This is a genomic window from Colwellia sp. BRX10-1 (assembly GCF_014077545.1).
Classification (GTDB): domain Bacteria; phylum Pseudomonadota; class Gammaproteobacteria; order Enterobacterales; family Alteromonadaceae; genus Colwellia_A.
This window is the reverse complement of sequence record NZ_JACGWC010000002.1, coordinates 107,197-127,084: the sequence shown is the minus strand read 5'-3', so window position 1 is coordinate 127,084 and position 19,888 is coordinate 107,197. Positions and strand designations below refer to the sequence as shown.

Below are 19,888 nucleotides of genomic sequence, written 5' to 3'. Positions count from 1 at the left end.
AATACAGTATTGTTAGCACATAAACCATTAGGGGTGATATTTGATCTCGACAACACCTTGGTCTCTTCATCTTTAGATTTTGACAGTATAAGAGCTTCCTTGGGGTGTCCAAAAGGCATCGATTTATTAGATTTTATTGATGCTTTACCAGAACATCATCAAGTTGAAGCTCATGAGGTGATAGTAGAATATGAAATAAATGATGCTATGACAGCAAATAAGTTGGCGGGAACCGACCAAATTTTAACTTTATTAGCTGAGTTGTCTCTACCTTGTGCGATTGTTACCAGAAATTGTCGACAAGCAGCGGCGATAAAAGTAAAAAACAATAATATCAATATTGAGATATTACTGACTCGAGAAGATCACAAAGCTAAACCAGCCCCTGATGCGTTACTACATTTAGCTGAGCTTTGGCAGATAGCCCCTGAAAACTTATTGTATGTTGGTGATTATTTATATGATTTGCAAGCGGCGCGAAATGCTAACACCATGTCTTGTCTTATCAATTATGGTATAACAGCAAGCTATGAAAATTTGGCAGATGTTGTCGTTCTCGACCTTAATGAATTAAGCGAGACAATTAAGCAAGTATCGATTGTAGAACATGCATAATGGAATTATCTGCAGTGTATGTTCTTTACTGCAGACTTTCATGCACATTAAATCGTTAATTACTTATTTTCAAGTAATGCTGTTAGGCATGATACTTGTTCGCTCAATACGGTAACTTGCCTTTCTAGATCTGCTACTCTTTGCTCCAGACAAGGCTGATTTTCAGATGAACTATCGTCTATATCGACAATGTTAGTATCAGCTAATTGATTTTCATGGGTATCAGAAAGTAAATGAACGTAGCGAGAATCACGTTTGCCAGGCTCTCGCGCTAGCTTTTTGACTAATATCTTACTGTTTAAATTTTGCAATTGATGCAAAGTCGTTTCAACTTCACTGACATCGGTAAAGTCAGCTAAACGATTGGTACGAGTTCTTAACTCTCCTGGGGTTTGCGGCCCTCTTAGTAATAACACACAAATAACGGCTTTTTGCTGGCGTGTAAATTTTAAATGACCAAACTCAGTATCACAAAAACGATGAAAATATTTATTTACCCTTACCGAAGCTTTTCTATCTACCATTAATTGATTCATTTCTACCAATTCATCGACTAAGTTTTGCACATCACTTTCAGAAAAATTCGTTACCGGCTCACGGTTACTTTTTTGATTACAGCCTAGGGTAATACCATTTAATGAGAGTGGATATTGCTCAGGTGTTGTGATTTCTTTCTCAAGCATTACACCAATAATGCGGCATTGGTTGGCGGATAGTGTGATCATTTTTAAAGTTTCCTGACAAAAGTCTTTGCTGATGTTATACCAAGCTATGTCTATATTTACTATGTTAAGTTGTTTTATCAGCCATAAAAAAAGCCATAGTTTGCTATGGCTTTTAAAAGAATCAAACCTACTTAATGCTTATTCTATATTTGCGATCTGCTCTCGCATTTGCTCGATAAGTACTTTTAGTTCGACAGCTGCATTGGTGATATCAACATTAATCGATTTAGATCCTAAGGTATTCGCTTCACGATTAAATTCTTGCATCATAAAATCTAGGCGACGACCTTGTGCACCACCTTTTGTTAGGATGCTTCTTGTCTCTTTTACATGGCTAAATAGGCGATCAATTTCTTCGTCAACATCCATTTTTTGCGCAAGTAACACTAGCTCTTGTTCAACTCGGCTTGAATCAAGCTCAATTTTGGCGTCGGTGAATTTATCGGTGATCCGCTTACGCTGCCATGCAATGATTTCAGGCATATATGCTTTTACTTTGTCTGACTGCTCAACAATACCTTCAAGGCGTTGTTCAATTAATACTTTTAAGTTTTCTCCCTCACTTGCCCGAGCATCAATAAAGTCTTTTAGCGCTTGTTCAAATCCTTCCAAAATTTCTTTTTGAATGTTGGTCATATCGGCTTCTTCAGCTTCCATGACACCAGGCCAGCGCATAATTTCTAAAGGATTTAATTGACTATTAAGTGTTTGTTCGTTTATCCAACCTGCGTGCTGTAACAGTTGTTCAGCTAAGCCTTTATTAAGTGATAAATTGTTTTTTGCTGATGGGTTAGCATTGAAACGCAAGCTGCACTCTACTTTGCCACGATTTAATTGTTTACGAAATCGCTCGCGCAATGCCGGTTCAATGCTACGAAATTGTTCTGGTAAACGGAAGTAAGTTTCCAAAAATCGTTGATTTACAGATCGAATTTCCCAAACTGCATTACCCCAATCACCTTTCACTTCAAAGCGAGAAAAAGCCGTCATACTATGGATCATATTGTTATCCGTTTACTGAATCTAAAAATTAAGGTAATTATGCCAAACGCGTAATCAGGTAGCTACTATATTTTATACGCTTAAAGAATGAATTTTTATTTATACTAGGGTTAATCTAATTTCCATTTTTCTTTAATTTTTGCAAGTTGACCTGTGGTTACTAGTTGTTGAAATGCCGTTTGGTATTTTTTTATCAATGTTGGTGACGTATTAAGACTAAAGGCAATACTGAGTTTGTTATTTAAAGCGGCTACTTCGTTTAACCTTTGTAACTCATTAAAATCATAGCCCAGATTTTTAGCTCTGGTTTCTATGGTGATTTGTGTGGCAAGTATTAGGTCAACTCTATCAATAAATAGCATATTCATGGTTTGTCGCTCGTTAGCAAGTTGGTAAATATTGGAGAAGTCTTGAGCGATTAAATATTGTGCTGAATTAGAATTTCTAGAAACAGCGATCTTACGGTTTTTTAATGCGGAGACTTTATAGTTAGTTTTAGGGTAATGTTTTTTTAATCCCCAAAAATATAAGCGCTCTTCTTTAAGGGCACCGATCCAATGAAATTTTTTATTTCTAAGCTTTGTATGTGCAATAGAGTAAATTAAAACATTAGGGTTATGAAGTGCAACGTCGTATGCCCTTGCCCAAGGCATTACCTGAATCTTAGGATGGTCTTCAGTTATTTTAAATAAAGCTTCAACGACATCGGTAGAAAAACCACCTAAGCTACCATCCGGGTTTTTAATTTGATAAGGCTCTAGAAGCTCGGTAACAACTTCAATGACTTCAGCTTTGCCATTAAACGGTAGCGATAAAAGGAAAAAAGTTATTATTAAAATGGTGAGATAATTGTTAAATAATTTGATCATATATATTTTAAGTATCCGTAATATACTCGGTAGCAATACTATTTATAAACCTTAACCAAGATTTTTATTTTTATTAATATAGCTCATTTTATTTGAATGGGTGGTTATATTATTAAATTTAGGCATAAAAAAAGCAGCCTAAGCTGCTTTTTAAAATAAACGCTAGATATAGGTTAACTTAGCACAAAGTCTAAAATACCTATTGCTGCTTTGCGGCCCTGATCAACAGCTGTAACAACAAGGTCTGAACCTAGCACCATATCACCACCGGCAAAAATATTTTGTTTAGTGGTTTGTAATGCAAATTCGCTATTATCAGCGGCTAACACCAGACCACGTTTATCTATTTCAACGCCGGCATCTTTCATCCATTGTGGTGGACTAGGTAAGAAACCAAAAGCAATAACGACGGCGTCAGCTTCCATAATAAACTCACTACCCGCTATCGGTTCAGGGCTTCTTCTGCCTTTCGCATCCGCAGCGCCTAGTTGAGTTTTTACAAATTTAACACCACAGGCATTACCTTCTTTATCAACAGCAATATCAAGAGGTTGTATGTTAAATTGAAAGTTAACACCTTCTTCTTTAGCATTTTGAACCTCACGTGGTGAACCCGGCATATTGGCTTCGTCACGACGATAAGCACAGGTTACTTCGGTAGCACTTTGACGAATTGAGGTACGTACACAATCCATTGCCGTATCACCACCACCGAGTACAATGACTTTCTTATTTTCAAAACTAATAAAAGGTTTAGCATTTTCAGTAATTTTCATTAAGTTTTGTGTATTACCGATTAAGAAATCGAGTGCGGTATAAACACCAGCAGCGCCTTCGTGTTCAAAGCCACCTGTCATATCTGTGTAGGTACCGAGCGCTAAAAATACCGCGTCGTACTCTTCACTTAATGAATCAATGGTAATATCAACACCGACATTGACATTTAATCTAAATTCAATGCCCATGCCTTCAAAGATTTCACGACGCGTTTGAATAACATCTTTTTCTAGTTTGAATGATGGAATACCAAAAGTGAGCAAGCCACCTATTTGAGCATGTTTGTCGTAAACAACAGCGTCGATACCATTACGTGTTAGTACGTCAGCACAAGATAAACCTGCAGGGCCAGCACCAATAACAGCAACACGTTTGTTCACTTTTACTACGTCTGATAAGTCAGGTTTCCACCCTTGTGCAAAGGCAGTGTCGGTAATATATTTTTCGATATTACCAATAGTAACAGCACCAAAATCTTCGTTTAATGTACAGGCAGACTCACAGAGTCTATCTTGTGGACAAACACGGCCACACATTTCTGGTAAGCTATTTGTTTGATGACATAAGTCAGCAGCTTCAAAGATCTTACCTTCGGTAACCAACTCTAACCATTGTGGAATATAATTGTGAACAGGGCATTGCCACTCACAATAAGGATTACCACAATCTAAACAACGATCTGCTTGGCCAGCACTTTGGTCAGTACTCAATGGCTGATAGATTTCAACAAAATTTATTTTACGTTGTTCAATCGCTTTTTTAGGCGGATCGATGCGTTTAACATCGATAAACTGATAAACATTTTTACTCATACTGTTTTCCCTTAATTCGCATTCTCGACACGACTACTGTGCTTGAACGCGAAGTTCAGCAGATGAACGACTACGATGACCTAATAAGGTTTTAACATCGGTTGCCGTAGGTTTAACTAATTTAAATCGTGGTGCGTAAGCATCAAAGTCAGCTAATATTTCTTGAGCGCGTGCACTACCTGTTTCATCAAAATGTTGGTTAATAATACCGCGTAAATGTTCTTGATGAATAGTCAGATCACTTATTGGTAATAATTCGATAGATTCGCTATTTAAGCGGACATCTAAATCACCTGATTCATCAAACACATAAGCAAAACCACCTGTCATACCGGCACCAAAGTTTACACCAACTTGCCCAAGAATGGTCACTATGCCACCCGTCATGTATTCACAAGCATGATCACCAGTGCCTTCAATTACAGCATGAGCACCCGAGTTACGCACCGCAAAGCGCTCACCCGCACGGCCACAGCCATAAAGTCTGCCACCGGTTGCGCCATATAAACAAGTATTACCCATAATCATGGTTTTATGACTTAAATACTCAACACCTTTAGGTGGCTTGATGGTTAGCTTACCGCCAGTCATTCCTTTACCAACGTAATCATTGGCATCACCGGTCAGGGTCATTTCTAAGCCACCGGCATTCCAAACACCAAAACTTTGGCCAGCTGTGCCATTAAGATAAATTTTAATAGGAGATGACGCCATCCCTTGGTCACCATGATGACGAGCAATTTCACCCGATAATGATGCACCGACAGAACGATCAGTGTTTTGTATAGAAAAACGGAACTCACCGCCTGCGCTATGCGAAACAGCATCAGTACAAGCCGCCAATATTTCTTTATTTAATACGCCTTTGTCAAAGGGCTCATTTCCTTCTGTTTGATAAAGAGCCGTATCAGCACCTGCTACAACAGGCGCAATAATAGGTGATAAATCTAATTTTTGCTGCTTAGCTGTTAAACCTGTCAATTGAACGAGTAGGTCGGTTCGACCAATTATCGCTGTTAAGCTTTCGACTCCTAAACGGGCTAAAATTTCACGTACCTCTTGGGCAATAAACTTAAAGTAGTTCATTACTTGCTCAGGTAAACCTTTAAAGAATTTTTCACGTAAAACATCGTCTTGTGTTGCAACACCTGTAGCACAATTATTTAAATGACAGATACGTAAGAATTTACAGCCCAGAGTGACCATAGGCGCGGTACCAAAACCAAAGCTTTCTGCGCCTAAAATTGCCGCTTTAACAATATCGATACCAGTTTTTAATCCGCCGTCAACTTGTAAACGTACTTTATGACGCAAACCGTTAGTCACTAATGACTGGTGTGCTTCGGCTAAACCTAACTCCCATGGGCAACCGGCATACTTAACCGAACTCAATGGACTAGCTGCAGTACCGCCGTCGTAACCTGAAATGGTAATAAAATCGGCGTAAGCTTTAGCAACACCAGAAGCAATAGTGCCAACACCAGGTCCTGAAACCAGTTTTACTGAAATAACCGCTTTAGGGTTAACTTGTTTTAAATCGAAAATAAGCTGAGCTAAATCTTCAATTGAATAAATATCATGATGTGGTGGCGGAGAAATCAAGGTCACACCGGGTACTGAAAAGCGCAACTTAGCAATTAACGGTGAAACCTTATCACCGGGTAATTGACCACCTTCGCCGGGTTTTGCACCTTGAGCGACTTTTATTTGTAGTACATCGGCATTAACTAAGTAATGCGGTGTCACCCCAAATCGGCCAGAAGCAATTTGTTTGATACGTGAATTTTTTACGGTACCAAAGCGGCGTTCGTCTTCACCCCCTTCACCTGAATTTGAATAACCGCCTAAACGATTCATGGCAATTGCCAATGCTTCATGAGCTTCAGGGCTTAATGCACCAATAGACATAGCGGCACTATCAAAGCGTTTAAACATTTCAGTATCAGGTTCTACTTTGCTAATATCTATGGCTTGGGTATCTTCTTTAAAGCCCAATAAATCACGTAACGTTGCCACTGGGCGATTATTTACTTGATCGGCAAACAGGCGGTAATCTGCATAATCGCCAGATTGAACTGCTTTTTGTAAGTAAGTTACGACATCAGGGTTATAAGCGTGGTATTCACCGCCATGTACATACTTAAGTAAGCCGCCGTGATTGACTTTTTGATGAGCTAAAAAGGCTTTACGAGCAAGATTAATATTGTCTTGTTCTATGTCTGAAAAATCAGCGCCTTGAATACGACTTGGTAGATCAGGGAAGCATATTTGCATGATATTTTGATGCAAACCAATCACTTCAAACAAACCTGCACAACGGTAGCTGGCGATTGTTGAAATACCCATCTTAGATAATATTTTCAACAAGCCTTTATTAATGCCATCACGATAGTTCATTACAGCTTGACGCGCCGTTAACTCAATTTGTCCTTGTTCAACTAATTGCTCAATTGTCTCAAAAGCAAGGTAAGGATAAACAGCGGTAGCGCCTAAACCTAGTAACACAGCAAAGTGATGTGAATCTCTTGCCGATGCCGTTTCAACAATTATATTTGAGTCACAACGTAATTGTGTTTCAACTAAGCGTTGTTGTACTGCGCCAACTGCCATCGCTGCAGGTATAGGTAAAAACCCTTTATCAATTTGACGGTCTGAAAGTATTAAAATAACGGTGTTTTTATCACGAACTAATGTTTCGGCTTCATCACATAAACGAATAATAGCCGCTTCTAAACCTTCTTCTGTGCGGTAATTTAAGTTCAGTGTGTCGCTGCGGTAATGCTCAGGGGCAAGTTCACGTAGCTGCTTTAATCCGGTATACATTAAGATAGGTGTTGCAAACAAAATTCTGTCGGCATGGCCTGTTGTTTCGTTAAAAACATTATGTTCACGACCAATGCAGGTACCCAGCGACATAACATAGCGTTCACGTAATGGATCTATGGGGGGATTTGTTACCTGAGCAAATTGCTGGCGGAAATAATCATAAATTGTACGAGGTTGGCTTGAAAGTACTGCCATAGGCGTGTCATCGCCCATAGAACCCGTTGCTTCCATGCCATTTTCAGCCAATGTTTTCACAATTTGATGAATTTCTTCGTAACTGTAATTAAACATTTTATGGTATTGCGATAGGCCTTTATCATCAAAAATACGCTTACCAATAAGTTCGGCATCGAGTTGATGAAAGGGCACTAAACGACGGATGTTTTTATCCAACCATTCACGGTAAGGGTGGCGAACTTTTAGTTCTTCATCAATATCGGTAGAAGTGAATATTTTACCGGTGTAAGTATCAATGGCAAGCATTTCACCTGGGCCAACACGACCTTTTTCGACCACTTCATCTTCACCGTAATCCCAAATACCTACTTCAGAGGCAAGGGTGATAAAACCATCACGAGTAATAACATAACGAGCAGGACGCAAGCCGTTTCTGTCTAAATTACAGGCAACATGGCGACCGTTGGTAACCACAACGCCGGCTGGGCCGTCCCATGGTTCCATATGCATAGAATTAAATTCGTAAAACGCTTTTAAGTCTTCATCCATTAACGGACTATTTTGCCAAGCAGGTGGCATTAATAAACGCATACCTCGGTATAAATCCATACCGCCAGCAAGGAATAATTCAAGCATGTTATCTAGTGATGATGAGTCAGAACCACTTTCATTAACAAAGGGCGCAGCATCTTGAAGATCGGGTAATAAAGGTGATTTAAAGATGTGGGTACGAGCACGACTCCACTGTCGGTTACCTTTAATTGTATTAATTTCACCGTTATGAGCCAAATAACGAAAAGGCTGTGCTAAATGCCATTGTGGAGAAGTATTGGTTGAAAAACGTTGATGAAAAACACAAATGGCCGTTTGCATGCGAATATCAGCAAGGTCTAAATAAAAGTTAGGTAAGTCTACCGGCATCATTAAGCCTTTATAGATAGTTACCAAGCACGACAAACTTGCCACATAAAAAACGCTATCTTCAATGCGTTTTTCTGCACGACGACGTGCCATAAATAAACGGCGTTCTAAATCTCGATTTCTCCAGCCCGGAGGAGCATCAACAAAAACCTGCTCTATTTGCGGCATGTTATTGACAGCGGTCTCACCTAGCATAGAAGTATCAGTAGGCACTATGCGCCAGCCAATAAGTGTTAGGGTTTCACGCGCTAACTCTTCTTCAAGAATCTTTTTACTTAAAGCGGCTTGAATAGGGTCAGGATTGAGGAAAATCATACCTACAGCGTATTTTTTGCCAAGCTTCCAGTTGTTTTCTTCGGCAATAGCTCGAAAGAAGGTATCAGGTTTTTGCATCAACAAGCCACAACCGTCACCTGTTTTACCATCAGCAGCAATACCGCCACGATGTTGCATGCGATCAAGGGCATGAATTGCCGTTTTTACTAGTTTATGACTTGCTTCACCTTGTTGGTGAGCAATTAAGCCGAATCCGCAGTTGTCTTTTTGAACGCTGTGATCGTAAAGCATGATGTTATTTTCTCCTCAGGAAATAACCACTTGAGCACAGAGAACATGTTAAAGGAATAAAGTTATACAAATAATGCATAAATACTCTGTTTTCACTCAGGTGGAACCCTTCACATTAAACACTTATCGATAAAAGGTCAATCAAAATAGAGTATTTGCTCGTAGTTTTTGTACATTAGTGTAACTATATGTTTTTATTGGTTATTGCTTGTGTAGGTTGGTTTTGTTGATTTAATCGCCTATTTTTTAAGCTGTTATCAATAGCTTTTAGCGAGTTGAGAATGATTTTTGTTTACTTTGTTGTAATTTAATTACATTTTTATTTTTATGACGAGATATGACGAGATATGCTAATTTTAGCTGTTATTCATCTTTTATTCATTGATGTATGGATAAGATGGTGCAGAATACGGTGAAAATTCATCAATAAAAAAGCCAGTAATTACTGGCTTTAATATTAGCTTACTTTTTGTGATTGAATATCAATAGCTTAGGGTTGGTAGCCACCCTCAATGCCTTTAGTCGTAATACTTACCGCATCGTGGGCATGTAAAGATTCAAGGTGGTTGATACGTAGCCAAAAGTCGTCATATCCAGCAGTATTATTCATTGCGTGTTGTAAACGACGAGCGGCGTCTTCACAAAACATTAAGTTTTGACCATTCAGTAGCGCAAATTCTTGTTCATCTTCTCTTTTTACTGCGGCTTGAACGGGTGTCTTTAAACAGCCTTCAATAATATCGACTAATGCAGTAATAGGGAATTCACTAATGTTGGCATTTAACTTTACTTTTAATTCAGCAACTGAGCGTTGACTATGAGGTGTAGCAACAATACCTTCAGTTGTACCCAGCCACTCATGAATTGAGTCTAAATCGGCTTCTTGGCTATTAAACTTCTCTTTAAAAGCTTTTTGGATTAACTGTCGAGCAAGGGCGGCAGAACAAGGACAAGTTGATGAATATCTAACATCAACTGCTAGCTCTATATCGAGTTTACCTTTATTTAAACGACCGGTTAATGTTACTGGGTATGCTTTCCAGCCTTGCTTACCACTAATTAATGATTTTCTTCTTAAATGATAGTCGAAGCGGAACTGCACTTTAGCATTATCGCTAAGATCGTGGTGACTACTTATAAAACCACTGAGTAAAGTGACCAAGCTTTGAAAGTCTAAAGTATTACTGGTTGAAAGTTCATCAAGCAGTAAATACAAGCGAGACATATGAATGCCTTTTGCTTGTGGTTCTTTTAAGTTTACAAACGCGTCAATAAAAGTAGAAACCATTCGCTCATTCTCACCTTGCGAAGCAACCATCATCGGCATTTCTATATTACTCATTCCAACCCAATCGAGGGTACCTTCGGTTTGAGCTGTGGTGTGGTTGGCGATATCAGGCATTAATGTGGACATTTCTACTCCAGTATTTCTAACACGCTATGTAAAGGGCTTTTTGAAACTTCAGTACATAACAAACTTATTAAGGGCGCGTATTCTAACGTATATTTCCTTGTAGATATAGCGACAGTTCTTTTTTAAGTTACTGAGCAAGATAACTTATTGAAACGCTCTGTATTCATATGGTTTTATGCTTTTCAAATGACTTTGAAGTAATCTAGATGAAAGGCATTTGTTTAATGACATCGGCGTTGATATTGTTACAATGAAGAAAATTACGCCACGATAATTATAATTTAAGGTAGGTTTTGTGAATTATACCGAACAGTTAGATGTTAATTTATTAGATGGATACTTGGATAGCTTAGGACAAGATATTGTGCAACAGATGTTGGACTTATATATTGAGCAATCAAAGACCTATATTGAAGACATTATCGATTCGATTGCACAAGAGTCACAAGTATTATGGCAAGAACGTTGCCATAAAATGAAAGGTGCAACTGGCAGTGTTGGTTTGTTAACCGCTCATGCTAAGTTGGTGGCAATTGAAAAATTACCCGGGCAATGGCCAGAAAAATCAGCCTTTATCTCTGAGTTGAATGAGATAAATAAAAATGCCGTTACTGCTTTTAAAGTATGGTTAGACTCAAAATAACCATGATTTAAGACAATTAAAAAAGGGGAAGCAATTATTGCTTCCCCTTTTTTAATTATTTATTGTTAAAGCGCGCTTAATCTACAGAGCCAATAAAACGATATCCTTCACCGTGAATGGTATTAATTAATTCAGCAGCGTCAGGTACCGATTCAAAATGTTTGCGTAAACGCCTAATCGTTACATCAACGGTACGGTCATTTGAGCGAAGGTCACGCCCGGTCATTTCTTTAATCAATTGCTGGCGAGTAACAATTTGGCCCGTGTTTTCAATTAATAAACGTAGAGCGCGATATTCGCCGCGAGGTATAGATAAAACTTGCCCGTCAGGTGCGGTCATTTTTCTTGAATTACCATCGAGTGACCATTTATTGAAAGTGATCACTGCTTTTTCAATTTCATTCTTTGTCTGACCAATTCGGTTAAGAATGTTTCGAGCTCGAATTGTTAATTCACGTGGATTAAATGGTTTTGTTAAATAGTCATCAGCACCAATTTCTAAACCAAGTATCTTATCTATATCACTATCACGACCGGTAAGAAATATTAACCCTAGCTCGTTGTTGCTGGTTAATTCTCTTGCCAATAATAAGCCATTTTTACCCGGAAGGTTAATATCCATGATGACTAAATTAATGGTGTTTTTTTGTAATTGAGTATCCATGCTCTCACCGTCTGTAGCCTCTGATACTTGATAGCCTTCTGCTTCAAACAAGTTACGTAGGTTAAAGCGTGTAACATCTTCGTCTTCTACGATAAGTATGTGAGGTTTTTGCATGTTTTTTTTTCCATTCTTTATGTATTTAGCAATAATGTTTACGGTATGTTAGTTATAGCTGAAAATTATATTAACGCTATGTTACTAATGCTTATTTTGTTAATTATTTATACAATTATTAGTATGGTATAGAACCACTAACTAAAAAACAATCAAGTTTGTTAGTTTCTTCTTATTCAACAAATATTTATCAGCACAGCTTTAATCTTCTTTAATGACTTGTGTTGGGATAATAATTTTGAAATTAACCCCTTTTTCAATTTCACTAATAAAGGATATTTTTCCACCTAGTGCTTGTGTGACTAAATTATACACCAGATGTAAGCCCAAGCCACTGCCACCCGAACCCCTTTTTGTGGTGGTGAAAGGCTCAAAAATTTTATTCATAATAGAAGGCTCAATACCCCTACCATCGTCCTGATAGTCAATAGTAAGCATATCGCTAGAAATACTAGTCTGTATGGTAATTACACCATGGTCTCTGTCATCAAAGCCATGATTAATAGAATTTTGTATTAAATTAATAATTATTTGATTGATAGGACCGGGTTTGCTTTTTATGACGAGTTCGCTTGGACAGTCCACATTAATAATAAAAGGTAACTTTTTAATTTGTGGGGCTAACGTTAATAATATGTCGTCAAACAAATTTTTGATATTGAATGTTCTTGCTTCTTCACTTGATTGGTCAACGGCAACTTTTTTGAAACTGGCAATTAATTCTGCAGCGCGCTTCAAGTTACGGTAAATAATTGCGGTATTTTCTTCACCTTCAACAAGAAACTTTTTCAATTGACTTGATTTTAAGGTTTTATCATCAAAAGCTTTTTTTATTTCTAATAAGCGATCCGATAATAATGTTGAAGCTGTAACGCCTAAACCTATCGGTGTATTTACTTCATGAGCAACACCGGCAACCATATCGCCTAACGAAGCCATTTTCTCACTTTCAACAAGTTGCCCTTGAAACTGATGCAATTTTTCTAATGTTGAAAGTAATTCATTATTGGAATCCTTCAAGGCTTGGGTACGTTTATTGACTTTATTTTCAAGATCTTTGTTTTGCTGATAAGTGAGTTGCTTGGCATCTGAGAGTTTAGCAAGTTGTGTTTCAGCTCTATTGAGTACGATGTTTATGTTGCGCGCTAGAATATCGAGCTCTTTAAAAGGCATTTGTTCAATGCGTAAATTGAACTGTTTATGTTTCGAAATATCTTGTACTTTATTTGCCATATCTGACATAGGAATGGTGATAAAGCGGTTGAGTATTATTGTTATTAAAAGCGTCACTAAAATAAGCATGAAAATAATGACGCTATAACGCAAGAACATGTTGTTTGTTATACGTTTAATATAGTCAGTACCAACTTGTATATAAACGTAGCCAACTTTTTTATCTTGCTGGGTAATGGGTACCATAAGCTCTATAATATAAGTACTTATCTTTACCGAAGATAACTCCATTATTCTATCTGTTTTTTCAAGTATAGGTGAGCTCATACTTTTATTATAGTTCGCAAAAAACACTATGCCTTCAGGCTCAGGGGATACTTTATAAATATGAACGTGGTTAATATAAGGGACAGACTTAAGCATGGATAAATAATGATCAGTTAACAGCATTTTATCATTAACAAGATTGGTGCTGCTGGCATTAGCGATAAGCTCGGCCCAATATTTTGTATTAGTCGCTGCGTCTTCTTTTGTATCTTCAATAAATGAATTAGCGATGATAAAAGAAGAAAGAGTAACAAACAATACAATGAAACCGATGATCATAATCATCAGTTTTTTCTTTAATGAGTGAATGCGTTTCATTTTTTCCATATATTTATAGTAACTTAAATTTTATATTGAGCAATTAAATTGAACAATGATAAAGAGAAAAGCCCTTTTGCTTAGCCAAAACTTGTGTTCTTCCAATCGCCTCTTCCATTATGGGTTGATAACGGAGAAAACTATTTGCCACCACAGTGACTTGTCCTTTCGGTTTTAAATGGGGTTTTATTTTTGAAAGGAATGTCTCTGTTGCTTGATAATTGGTTTTAAGGCCCTGATGAAAGGGTGGATTTGAAATAACGTAATCGTACTTACCTTTTAGATCTGACAAGCTATCTGATGGAAAAACGTGACCAGTTAAATTATTTAATTTCAATGTTGCTTGCGCTGAATATAATGCTAAGGCACTGACATCAAGTAAGTGTAACTTAATCTCAGGAAAAACTTTACCCAAGTAACTGGCTATGACTCCGGCACCACAGCCAAAATCGAGTAGCTCGCCGGTAATTTTCTTTGGTAAATTTTCCAACAATACCTGAGTGCCAATGTCGAGGCCGTTTTGACTGAATACACCAGGCAAGGCAACCACATCTACACTTGTGTCTTTAATCATAAAAGAATATGGCTTTAGCCAGTTGTCTAAGATAAAAGACTCTTGCGTCGCAAGTATATTGCTTGCGAATAATAAGCAATGGCGAGCAGCATCAATTTTTGCACAATCGCCAAGCTGTTGTTCGGTCAACTTTGCTAATGACTTAATACCGCTTTTATTCTCACCGACAACCAAAACTAAACATTCATTTGCTATCGAGTCTTTTATCATCGCGAGCATAAAAGTTAACTCGGCCTTACTTTTAGGAAACTGAATAATCACTAAGTCGTGGGCAGTCTTACTTTGATAATAGACATTAAATACCGCAGTCATTTGAGTGAGGTCTAATCGTTTGGCTTGTAAATGTGATTGATAATTCGTGTTATAACATGTCATCACTGCTTGAGGGTGAAGTGCATGGTATTCTTCAAAAAAATCGTCAATAGGTAAGTTGATAAATAATGGCGCTTTTGCTTTTAGTAAATCGGGATTACGCAGCAATAATTGATTGATGTTATCTAACAAAGTTATTCTCAAATAATTGGGTTATGGCATTCATAAATATATAACTTATACCCTAAATTAATTAACGGTATTTTATACGCTTAACGAAAAGATATGTTTATAATAGCCGCTATTCTACGTGAATATTATTATCATGTCAGAAAGGCGAATAATAAATTTGCAAATCACCATATAAAATTCAGGGAGTGGGTTATTTTTACTAAATTTTTTACTTGGTTTAAAGTGAAACTAATACGCAGTGATAAGCGTGCATGGTTATTAAAATTTCGCTATTTTACCGTCCCTAACTGGTTTAGAAAAACACCTGTCGCTGAAGTTTACTTAGCACTTAATGACCCTTATAGCTTTATGCTGATTCAAGTGTTACCAGAGCTAGAGCAACGTTTCAATATTCAATTTAAATTGTTCTTAGTCTATGAAAGTGTTCCAGGGGTAACTATCGATCCCAAATTAATGCGCACTTGGGCAATAAAAGATGCCAACTTTATTGCTGATCAATATCAATTGAAAAAAATAACGCAACGACCGACTCAAGAATCACTCTTTACTGGTCAGCAAATGTGGCAGTTGCGACCTAAAACACTCGATAATGCTTGGCAACTCTTTCAACAGACTTGGTCGAATGATTTTGATTACTACTATCATGCTTCTACACCGGTAATAAATTATCAAATTAAAAATTTAATACGTTTAGTTAAACAAGGGCATTACTTACCTTCGTCTATTTTTATTGCGGGGCAATGGTTTGTTGGTATTGATAGGCTTGAGCATCTAGAAAAACGTTTGGCTGACTTTGGTTTAGCAAAAGATGACAGTGTTGCTGTTTATCAAAAAAATAAATTAGTCTTTGCTGAGCAACAAGTGAAAGATAATGCAGCTGACATCGCTGACATCGCTGACATCGCTGACACGAAAATATTAGAAGCCTTTATTTCATTACGAAGCCCTTATTCTTACATTGGTTTATTACAAGCAGAAAAGTTAAGTCAGCATTATCAGATCCCTTTAAAGATAAAGCCGTTATTACCTTTGATTATGCGGGGGTTAACCACGACAGAAAATAAAGAACGTTATGCTGTTTTTGATGCCAGTCGTGAAGCTAAAAAACTTAATATTCCTTTTACCGGTATTGCAGATCCTTTAGGGCAAGGTATTTTTAATGCTTTTCAAATTTTTTCGTATGCAGAACAACAAAATAAAGAACTCGATTTTATTAAGTCTGCGTTTAAGGCCATTTATGTTGACGGTTTAGACTTATCAAATAAATCGGTAATCGAATCTTTATGTCAGCAGCATAAAATCAATTATCTACAAGCGTTAGAATATAATAATGAACATGACTGGCAACAATGGTCTGATACCAACCAAAGTACTTTAGATGGTATGGGGTTATGGGGAGCGCCTTGTTTTCGATTTCAAAATGTTATTTGTTGGGGGCAAGACCGCTTGGCACAAATTGAACAAGCGATTATTGTTTCATAAGATATAATATATCCGTATTATCTTCATTTAGAGCACTATTGACTCAACATTAGAATAAATGTTCTAATGTTGTTGTCCTGAATTCAATAAAGTTTTGTTTTTTCAAACAAGCGAAACTTATGATAAAGGGCCAGAAGAGGAGCATTAACCAGGTAGTTATCATAAAGAGATCAAGCTCTAATGATTGGTAACGAGGGGGATTAATGCCGAGGTAAGTAATTTTTTGATAATTTACTTATCGGTTGTTTGGGTTGAATCCTAACAATTGTCACCAACTTGGTGGGGAGCTTCTGGCCTTTGTAAAGCCTAATGCTCTTCACATAAGTGATTGTTATCTTGGTTATTACAAACGCCTAAAAGTTCTCCGAACGAACAGAGTTCGAGAGAAATGAATCAAATAAAACTATCAAAAAAAATTAGCTTAACAGCTAACCCAACGCTTCATCATACTATTTTATGGACCGCATTAATTACGCCATTACTTGATGATGGTCAAATCGATTTTCCAAGCCTCAAACAATTAGCTATTAGTCAGTCTGACGCCGGTAATGGTATTGTCTTGCTAGGTAGTACAGGAGAGGGCCTGGCCTTAACATCGCAAGAGCAAGTTAAGATTGTTGAATTCGTTTGCCAATTATCACTAAGCGCACCTTTAATGGTTGCTGTTGGCGGTTATCAGTTAACCGAGCAAATTAATTGGATAACAGCTTGTAATAAATTACCTATTTCAGCCTACTTACTTGGTAGTCCCATTTACGCAAAGCCGGGTGTGATAGGTCAAACGCAATGGTTTAGTGCTTTACTTGATGCCGCCAACTTCCCCTGTATGTTATATAACGTCCCCTCTCGTAGCGGTGTTTCTATTGCTATTGAAACTTTACAGGCGGTGCAAAATCATCAGCATTGTTGGGCGTTAAAAGAAGCCAGTGGCGATTTAAATCAGGTACTCGCCTATCGCCAGTATTGTCCAGATATTGCCCTATATAGTGGTGAAGACGCCATGATGCCTTACTTAGCACAAGCAGGTGTAAAAGGGTTAGTTTCGGTTTGTAGTAATGTCTGGCCGGCAGCGACTCATCAATACGTCGAGCTATCACTAGCTGGCGATACTCAAGGTTTATTTCCACTTTGGCAAAATGCGGTCGATGAGCTTTTTCAGGTGGCAAGTCCCATACCCGTAAAAGTATTAATGCACCAAAATAAAATGATCAACACTCCCTTTTTACGTGCGCCGTTAACCCATTTAGAACTTAACGACTGCAACTCGCTGTTAGCATCAGATAAATTAATTAATCAATGGCTTGAAACTCAAGCTAAGTGATCCCTTTAAGTATTAACATGAGAATTTAAAATGAATTGGCAAGAAACATTAACACAATTAGAAGCAGGTACTGTTCGTGCGGCAAATCAAGATGAAGCAGGAAATTGGCAGGCCAATGTAGCCGTAAAAGAAGCTATATTATCAGCATTTAAAGCGGGCGAAAACATTGCTTTTGATGGCATTTATAAGGGGTTTGTCGATAAACATAATTTACCTGCGCGTGAGTTTACCGCTGACGATAAAGTGCGATTAGTACCGGGTGGTTCTTCAGTTCGCCGTGGTGCGCATGTTGCTCCTGGTGTCATTATTATGCCACCCGCTTACATTAATGTTGGGGCTTTTGTTGATACAGGTACTATGATTGATAGCCATGCATTAATTGGCTCGTGCGCCCAAATAGGTAAAAATGTTCATGTTTCTGCCGCTGTTCAAATTGGTGGTGTTTTAGAACCGGTTGGTGCAAGCCCTGTTATTATCGAAGATGGTGCCTTTCTAAGTGCTGGTGTGGTCATTGTCGAAGGTATTGTTGTTAAAAAAGGGGCTGTTTTAGCGCCAGGTGTCTCACTTTCAGCGTCAGTGCCTGTTTACGATTGTGTGAATGAAGTGATGCTTGAAAAAGGTGCTGATATTCCTGAACGTGCTGTAGTGGTGCCAGGAACACGTCCGGTTTCAGGGGCGTGGGCGAAAACGCACGGTTTAAATATGGCTTGTGCATTAATCGTTAAATATCGCGATGAAAAAAGTAATGCCTCGTTAGAGCTCGAGTCTATTTTACGTTAAGCCCTCTAAGGTAAAGCAGGAATATCATGTCTGAGTTAGTAAATACTACCTATTGTTTTGATTCTCCTTCGGCGCTTGAATTAAGCGCTGAGTTAACAAAGCAACAACCTGAAAGTAGCCAGCAAGAAGGTTACTTTGTTTATCATCTTGATGCGCTTAAAGCCCATTTAGCCGAACTACAACGCCAAGACGTCATTAAGTTATGGTTTGCGGTAAAAGCGAACCCGTTATCTAACATCATTAAAACCTTAGACGATGCGGGTTTTAATTTTGATGTGGCGAGCAGTGGCGAATTAAATCAAGTCTTAAAGCAAGGTATTACACCCGAACGTATCTTAAATACCGGTCCGGCAAAATCAAAAGCACAAATAACGTCGTTCATTAAACAAGGGGTTAATATTTTTGTTGCTGAAAGTTTGAATCAACTAACTTGGTTAAATGAAGCAGCTATTGAGCATGATGTTAAGCCAAGAGTGCTGTTGCGGGTTCAGTTGCAATGGCCAGAGGGTGAAAAAAACCCTTTAGGGGGAAATTGCCTAACACCATTTGGTTTGTCGATAGAGCAGTGGCAAAGCATTAAAGTCGTTAACTTTCCTGGTATTGAGTTGTGTGGTTTACATATTTTTCAATGGGGCAATATGCTCAGTAATGAAAAAATGTTCTCGCTGTGGTCACAAATGGTTGCACCATTAAAAGGTTTAGCTGATGACATAGGTATGCCATTAAAAATCTTAGATTTAGGTGGCGGTTTAGGTATTGATTATTTACAGCAAGGCAAAACACTTTCTTGGCAGAAAATTATTGCTGATCTGGCGATCATAAAGCAGCAGGCAGGTGCCGAAGAGTTATGGTTAGAATTGGGCCGTTTTGCGGTTGCTGAGTGTGGTTATTATGTGGTCCCGGTTGTTGATAGAAAAATGAATTATGGTCAAGAGCAGTTAGTCTTAGCCGCAGGTATTAATCATTTGTTAAGACCGGCGATAACAGAACAGCCTTTTCCGGTAAATTTACTACGAGAGTCTGCACGCGAAAAACAGTTGTTTGATATTCATGGTCCGCTATGTACCAGTATGGACAAATTGGGTAAGTTGCCTTTGCCTGATGACGTATCTGTTGGCGATCAACTGGTATTTGGCTATTGCGGTGCTTACGGTTTTACTGAAAGTATGCCGTTCTTTCTTTGTCACCATATCGCTGCTGAATACGTGTTTAGTCAAGGGACGTTGGTTGAAGTCAGAGCAGCACAACCAGCGGATTGGTATTTAAGATAGCGATAAATACTT

The 19,888-nt window shown here is 38.1% G+C and carries 15 protein-coding genes and 1 riboswitch; of the genes, 6 read left to right on the top strand and 9 right to left on the bottom strand.

Annotated features, from left to right (window positions below; genetic code table 11):
• The first annotated feature begins 9 nt into the window (after nucleotides 1-9).
• Entirely contained in the window at nucleotides 10-615 is a 606-nt protein-coding gene (locus tag H4J75_RS03015; protein WP_182221310.1) for an HAD family hydrolase, read from the top strand.
• 59 nt (nucleotides 616-674) lie between these two features.
• Here the strand turns inward: H4J75_RS03015 and H4J75_RS03010 are convergent, their stop codons facing one another.
• The 6 genes from H4J75_RS03010 to folE2 form a co-directional block, all read right to left on the bottom strand.
• Nucleotides 675-1,340 (bottom strand): YceH family protein, encoded by a 666-nt coding sequence (locus tag H4J75_RS03010; RefSeq protein WP_182221309.1) that lies wholly within the window; start codon nucleotides 1,338-1,340, stop codon nucleotides 675-677.
• 138 nt (nucleotides 1,341-1,478) lie between these two features.
• Nucleotides 1,479-2,342, bottom strand: coding sequence for a YicC/YloC family endoribonuclease (locus H4J75_RS03005; protein WP_182221308.1), 864 nt, complete (start codon nucleotides 2,340-2,342; stop codon nucleotides 1,479-1,481).
• 110 nt (nucleotides 2,343-2,452) lie between these two features.
• Nucleotides 2,453-3,211 carry an ABC transporter substrate-binding protein gene (locus tag H4J75_RS03000; RefSeq protein ID WP_182221307.1) on the bottom strand — a complete coding sequence of 253 codons (759 nt, stop codon included), beginning with the start codon at nucleotides 3,209-3,211 and terminating at the stop codon, nucleotides 2,453-2,455.
• Between the two features lie 173 nt (nucleotides 3,212-3,384).
• Nucleotides 3,385-4,800, bottom strand: a complete 1,416-nt coding sequence (locus H4J75_RS02995; protein WP_182214432.1) for an FAD-dependent oxidoreductase — start codon at nucleotides 4,798-4,800, stop codon at nucleotides 3,385-3,387.
• Between the two features lie 33 nt (nucleotides 4,801-4,833).
• Complete coding sequence (gene gltB, locus H4J75_RS02990) at nucleotides 4,834-9,294, bottom strand: glutamate synthase large subunit (RefSeq protein ID WP_182214605.1); 4,461 nt, start codon at nucleotides 9,292-9,294, stop codon at nucleotides 4,834-4,836.
• 487 nt (nucleotides 9,295-9,781) lie between these two features.
• Nucleotides 9,782-10,705, bottom strand: coding sequence for a GTP cyclohydrolase FolE2 (gene folE2 / locus H4J75_RS02985; RefSeq protein WP_182221306.1), 924 nt, complete (start codon nucleotides 10,703-10,705; stop codon nucleotides 9,782-9,784).
• Nucleotides 10,706-11,000: 295 nt separating this feature from the next.
• Here folE2 and H4J75_RS02980 point away from each other — a divergent pair, with 295 nt between their 5' ends.
• A complete protein-coding gene (locus H4J75_RS02980; protein WP_070375513.1) occupies nucleotides 11,001-11,348 on the top strand; it encodes an Hpt domain-containing protein in 348 nt (115 codons plus the stop codon).
• Nucleotides 11,349-11,424: 76 nt separating this feature from the next.
• Here the strand turns inward: H4J75_RS02980 and arcA are convergent, their stop codons facing one another.
• The 3 genes from arcA to H4J75_RS02965 form a co-directional block, all read right to left on the bottom strand.
• On the bottom strand, nucleotides 11,425-12,126 hold the full coding sequence (gene arcA, locus H4J75_RS02975) for a two-component system response regulator ArcA (RefSeq protein WP_070375514.1): 702 nt from the start codon (nucleotides 12,124-12,126) through the stop codon (nucleotides 11,425-11,427).
• A gap of 201 nt (nucleotides 12,127-12,327) precedes the next feature.
• Entirely contained in the window at nucleotides 12,328-13,944 is a 1,617-nt protein-coding gene (locus tag H4J75_RS02970; protein WP_182221305.1) for a sensor histidine kinase, read from the bottom strand.
• A gap of 43 nt (nucleotides 13,945-13,987) precedes the next feature.
• Entirely contained in the window at nucleotides 13,988-15,022 is a 1,035-nt protein-coding gene (locus H4J75_RS02965; protein ID WP_259366371.1) for a methyltransferase, read from the bottom strand.
• Between the two features lie 93 nt (nucleotides 15,023-15,115).
• On the opposite strand from H4J75_RS02965, the gene H4J75_RS02960 reads away from it, so the two are divergent.
• The 4 genes from H4J75_RS02960 (at nucleotide 15,116) to H4J75_RS02945 (ending at nucleotide 19,876) form a co-directional block, all read left to right on the top strand.
• Complete coding sequence (locus tag H4J75_RS02960; RefSeq protein WP_182221303.1) at nucleotides 15,116-16,504, top strand: DsbA family protein; 1,389 nt, start codon at nucleotides 15,116-15,118, stop codon at nucleotides 16,502-16,504.
• A 126-nt stretch (nucleotides 16,505-16,630) separates the two neighbouring features.
• Nucleotides 16,631-16,802, top strand: a riboswitch (Lysine riboswitch).
• A gap of 90 nt (nucleotides 16,803-16,892) precedes the next feature.
• Nucleotides 16,893-17,825: a 4-hydroxy-tetrahydrodipicolinate synthase gene (dapA, locus tag H4J75_RS02955; RefSeq protein ID WP_182221302.1), complete on the top strand. Its 933-nt coding sequence runs from the start codon at nucleotides 16,893-16,895 to the stop codon at nucleotides 17,823-17,825.
• A gap of 30 nt (nucleotides 17,826-17,855) precedes the next feature.
• A complete protein-coding gene (locus H4J75_RS02950) occupies nucleotides 17,856-18,605 on the top strand; it encodes a 2,3,4,5-tetrahydropyridine-2,6-dicarboxylate N-succinyltransferase (protein ID WP_182215618.1) in 750 nt (249 codons plus the stop codon).
• Nucleotides 18,606-18,631: 26 nt separating this feature from the next.
• Nucleotides 18,632-19,876 carry a PLP-dependent decarboxylase gene (locus H4J75_RS02945; protein WP_182221301.1) on the top strand — a complete coding sequence of 415 codons (1,245 nt, stop codon included), beginning with the start codon at nucleotides 18,632-18,634 and terminating at the stop codon, nucleotides 19,874-19,876.
• The last annotated feature ends 12 nt before the right edge of the window (nucleotides 19,877-19,888 follow it).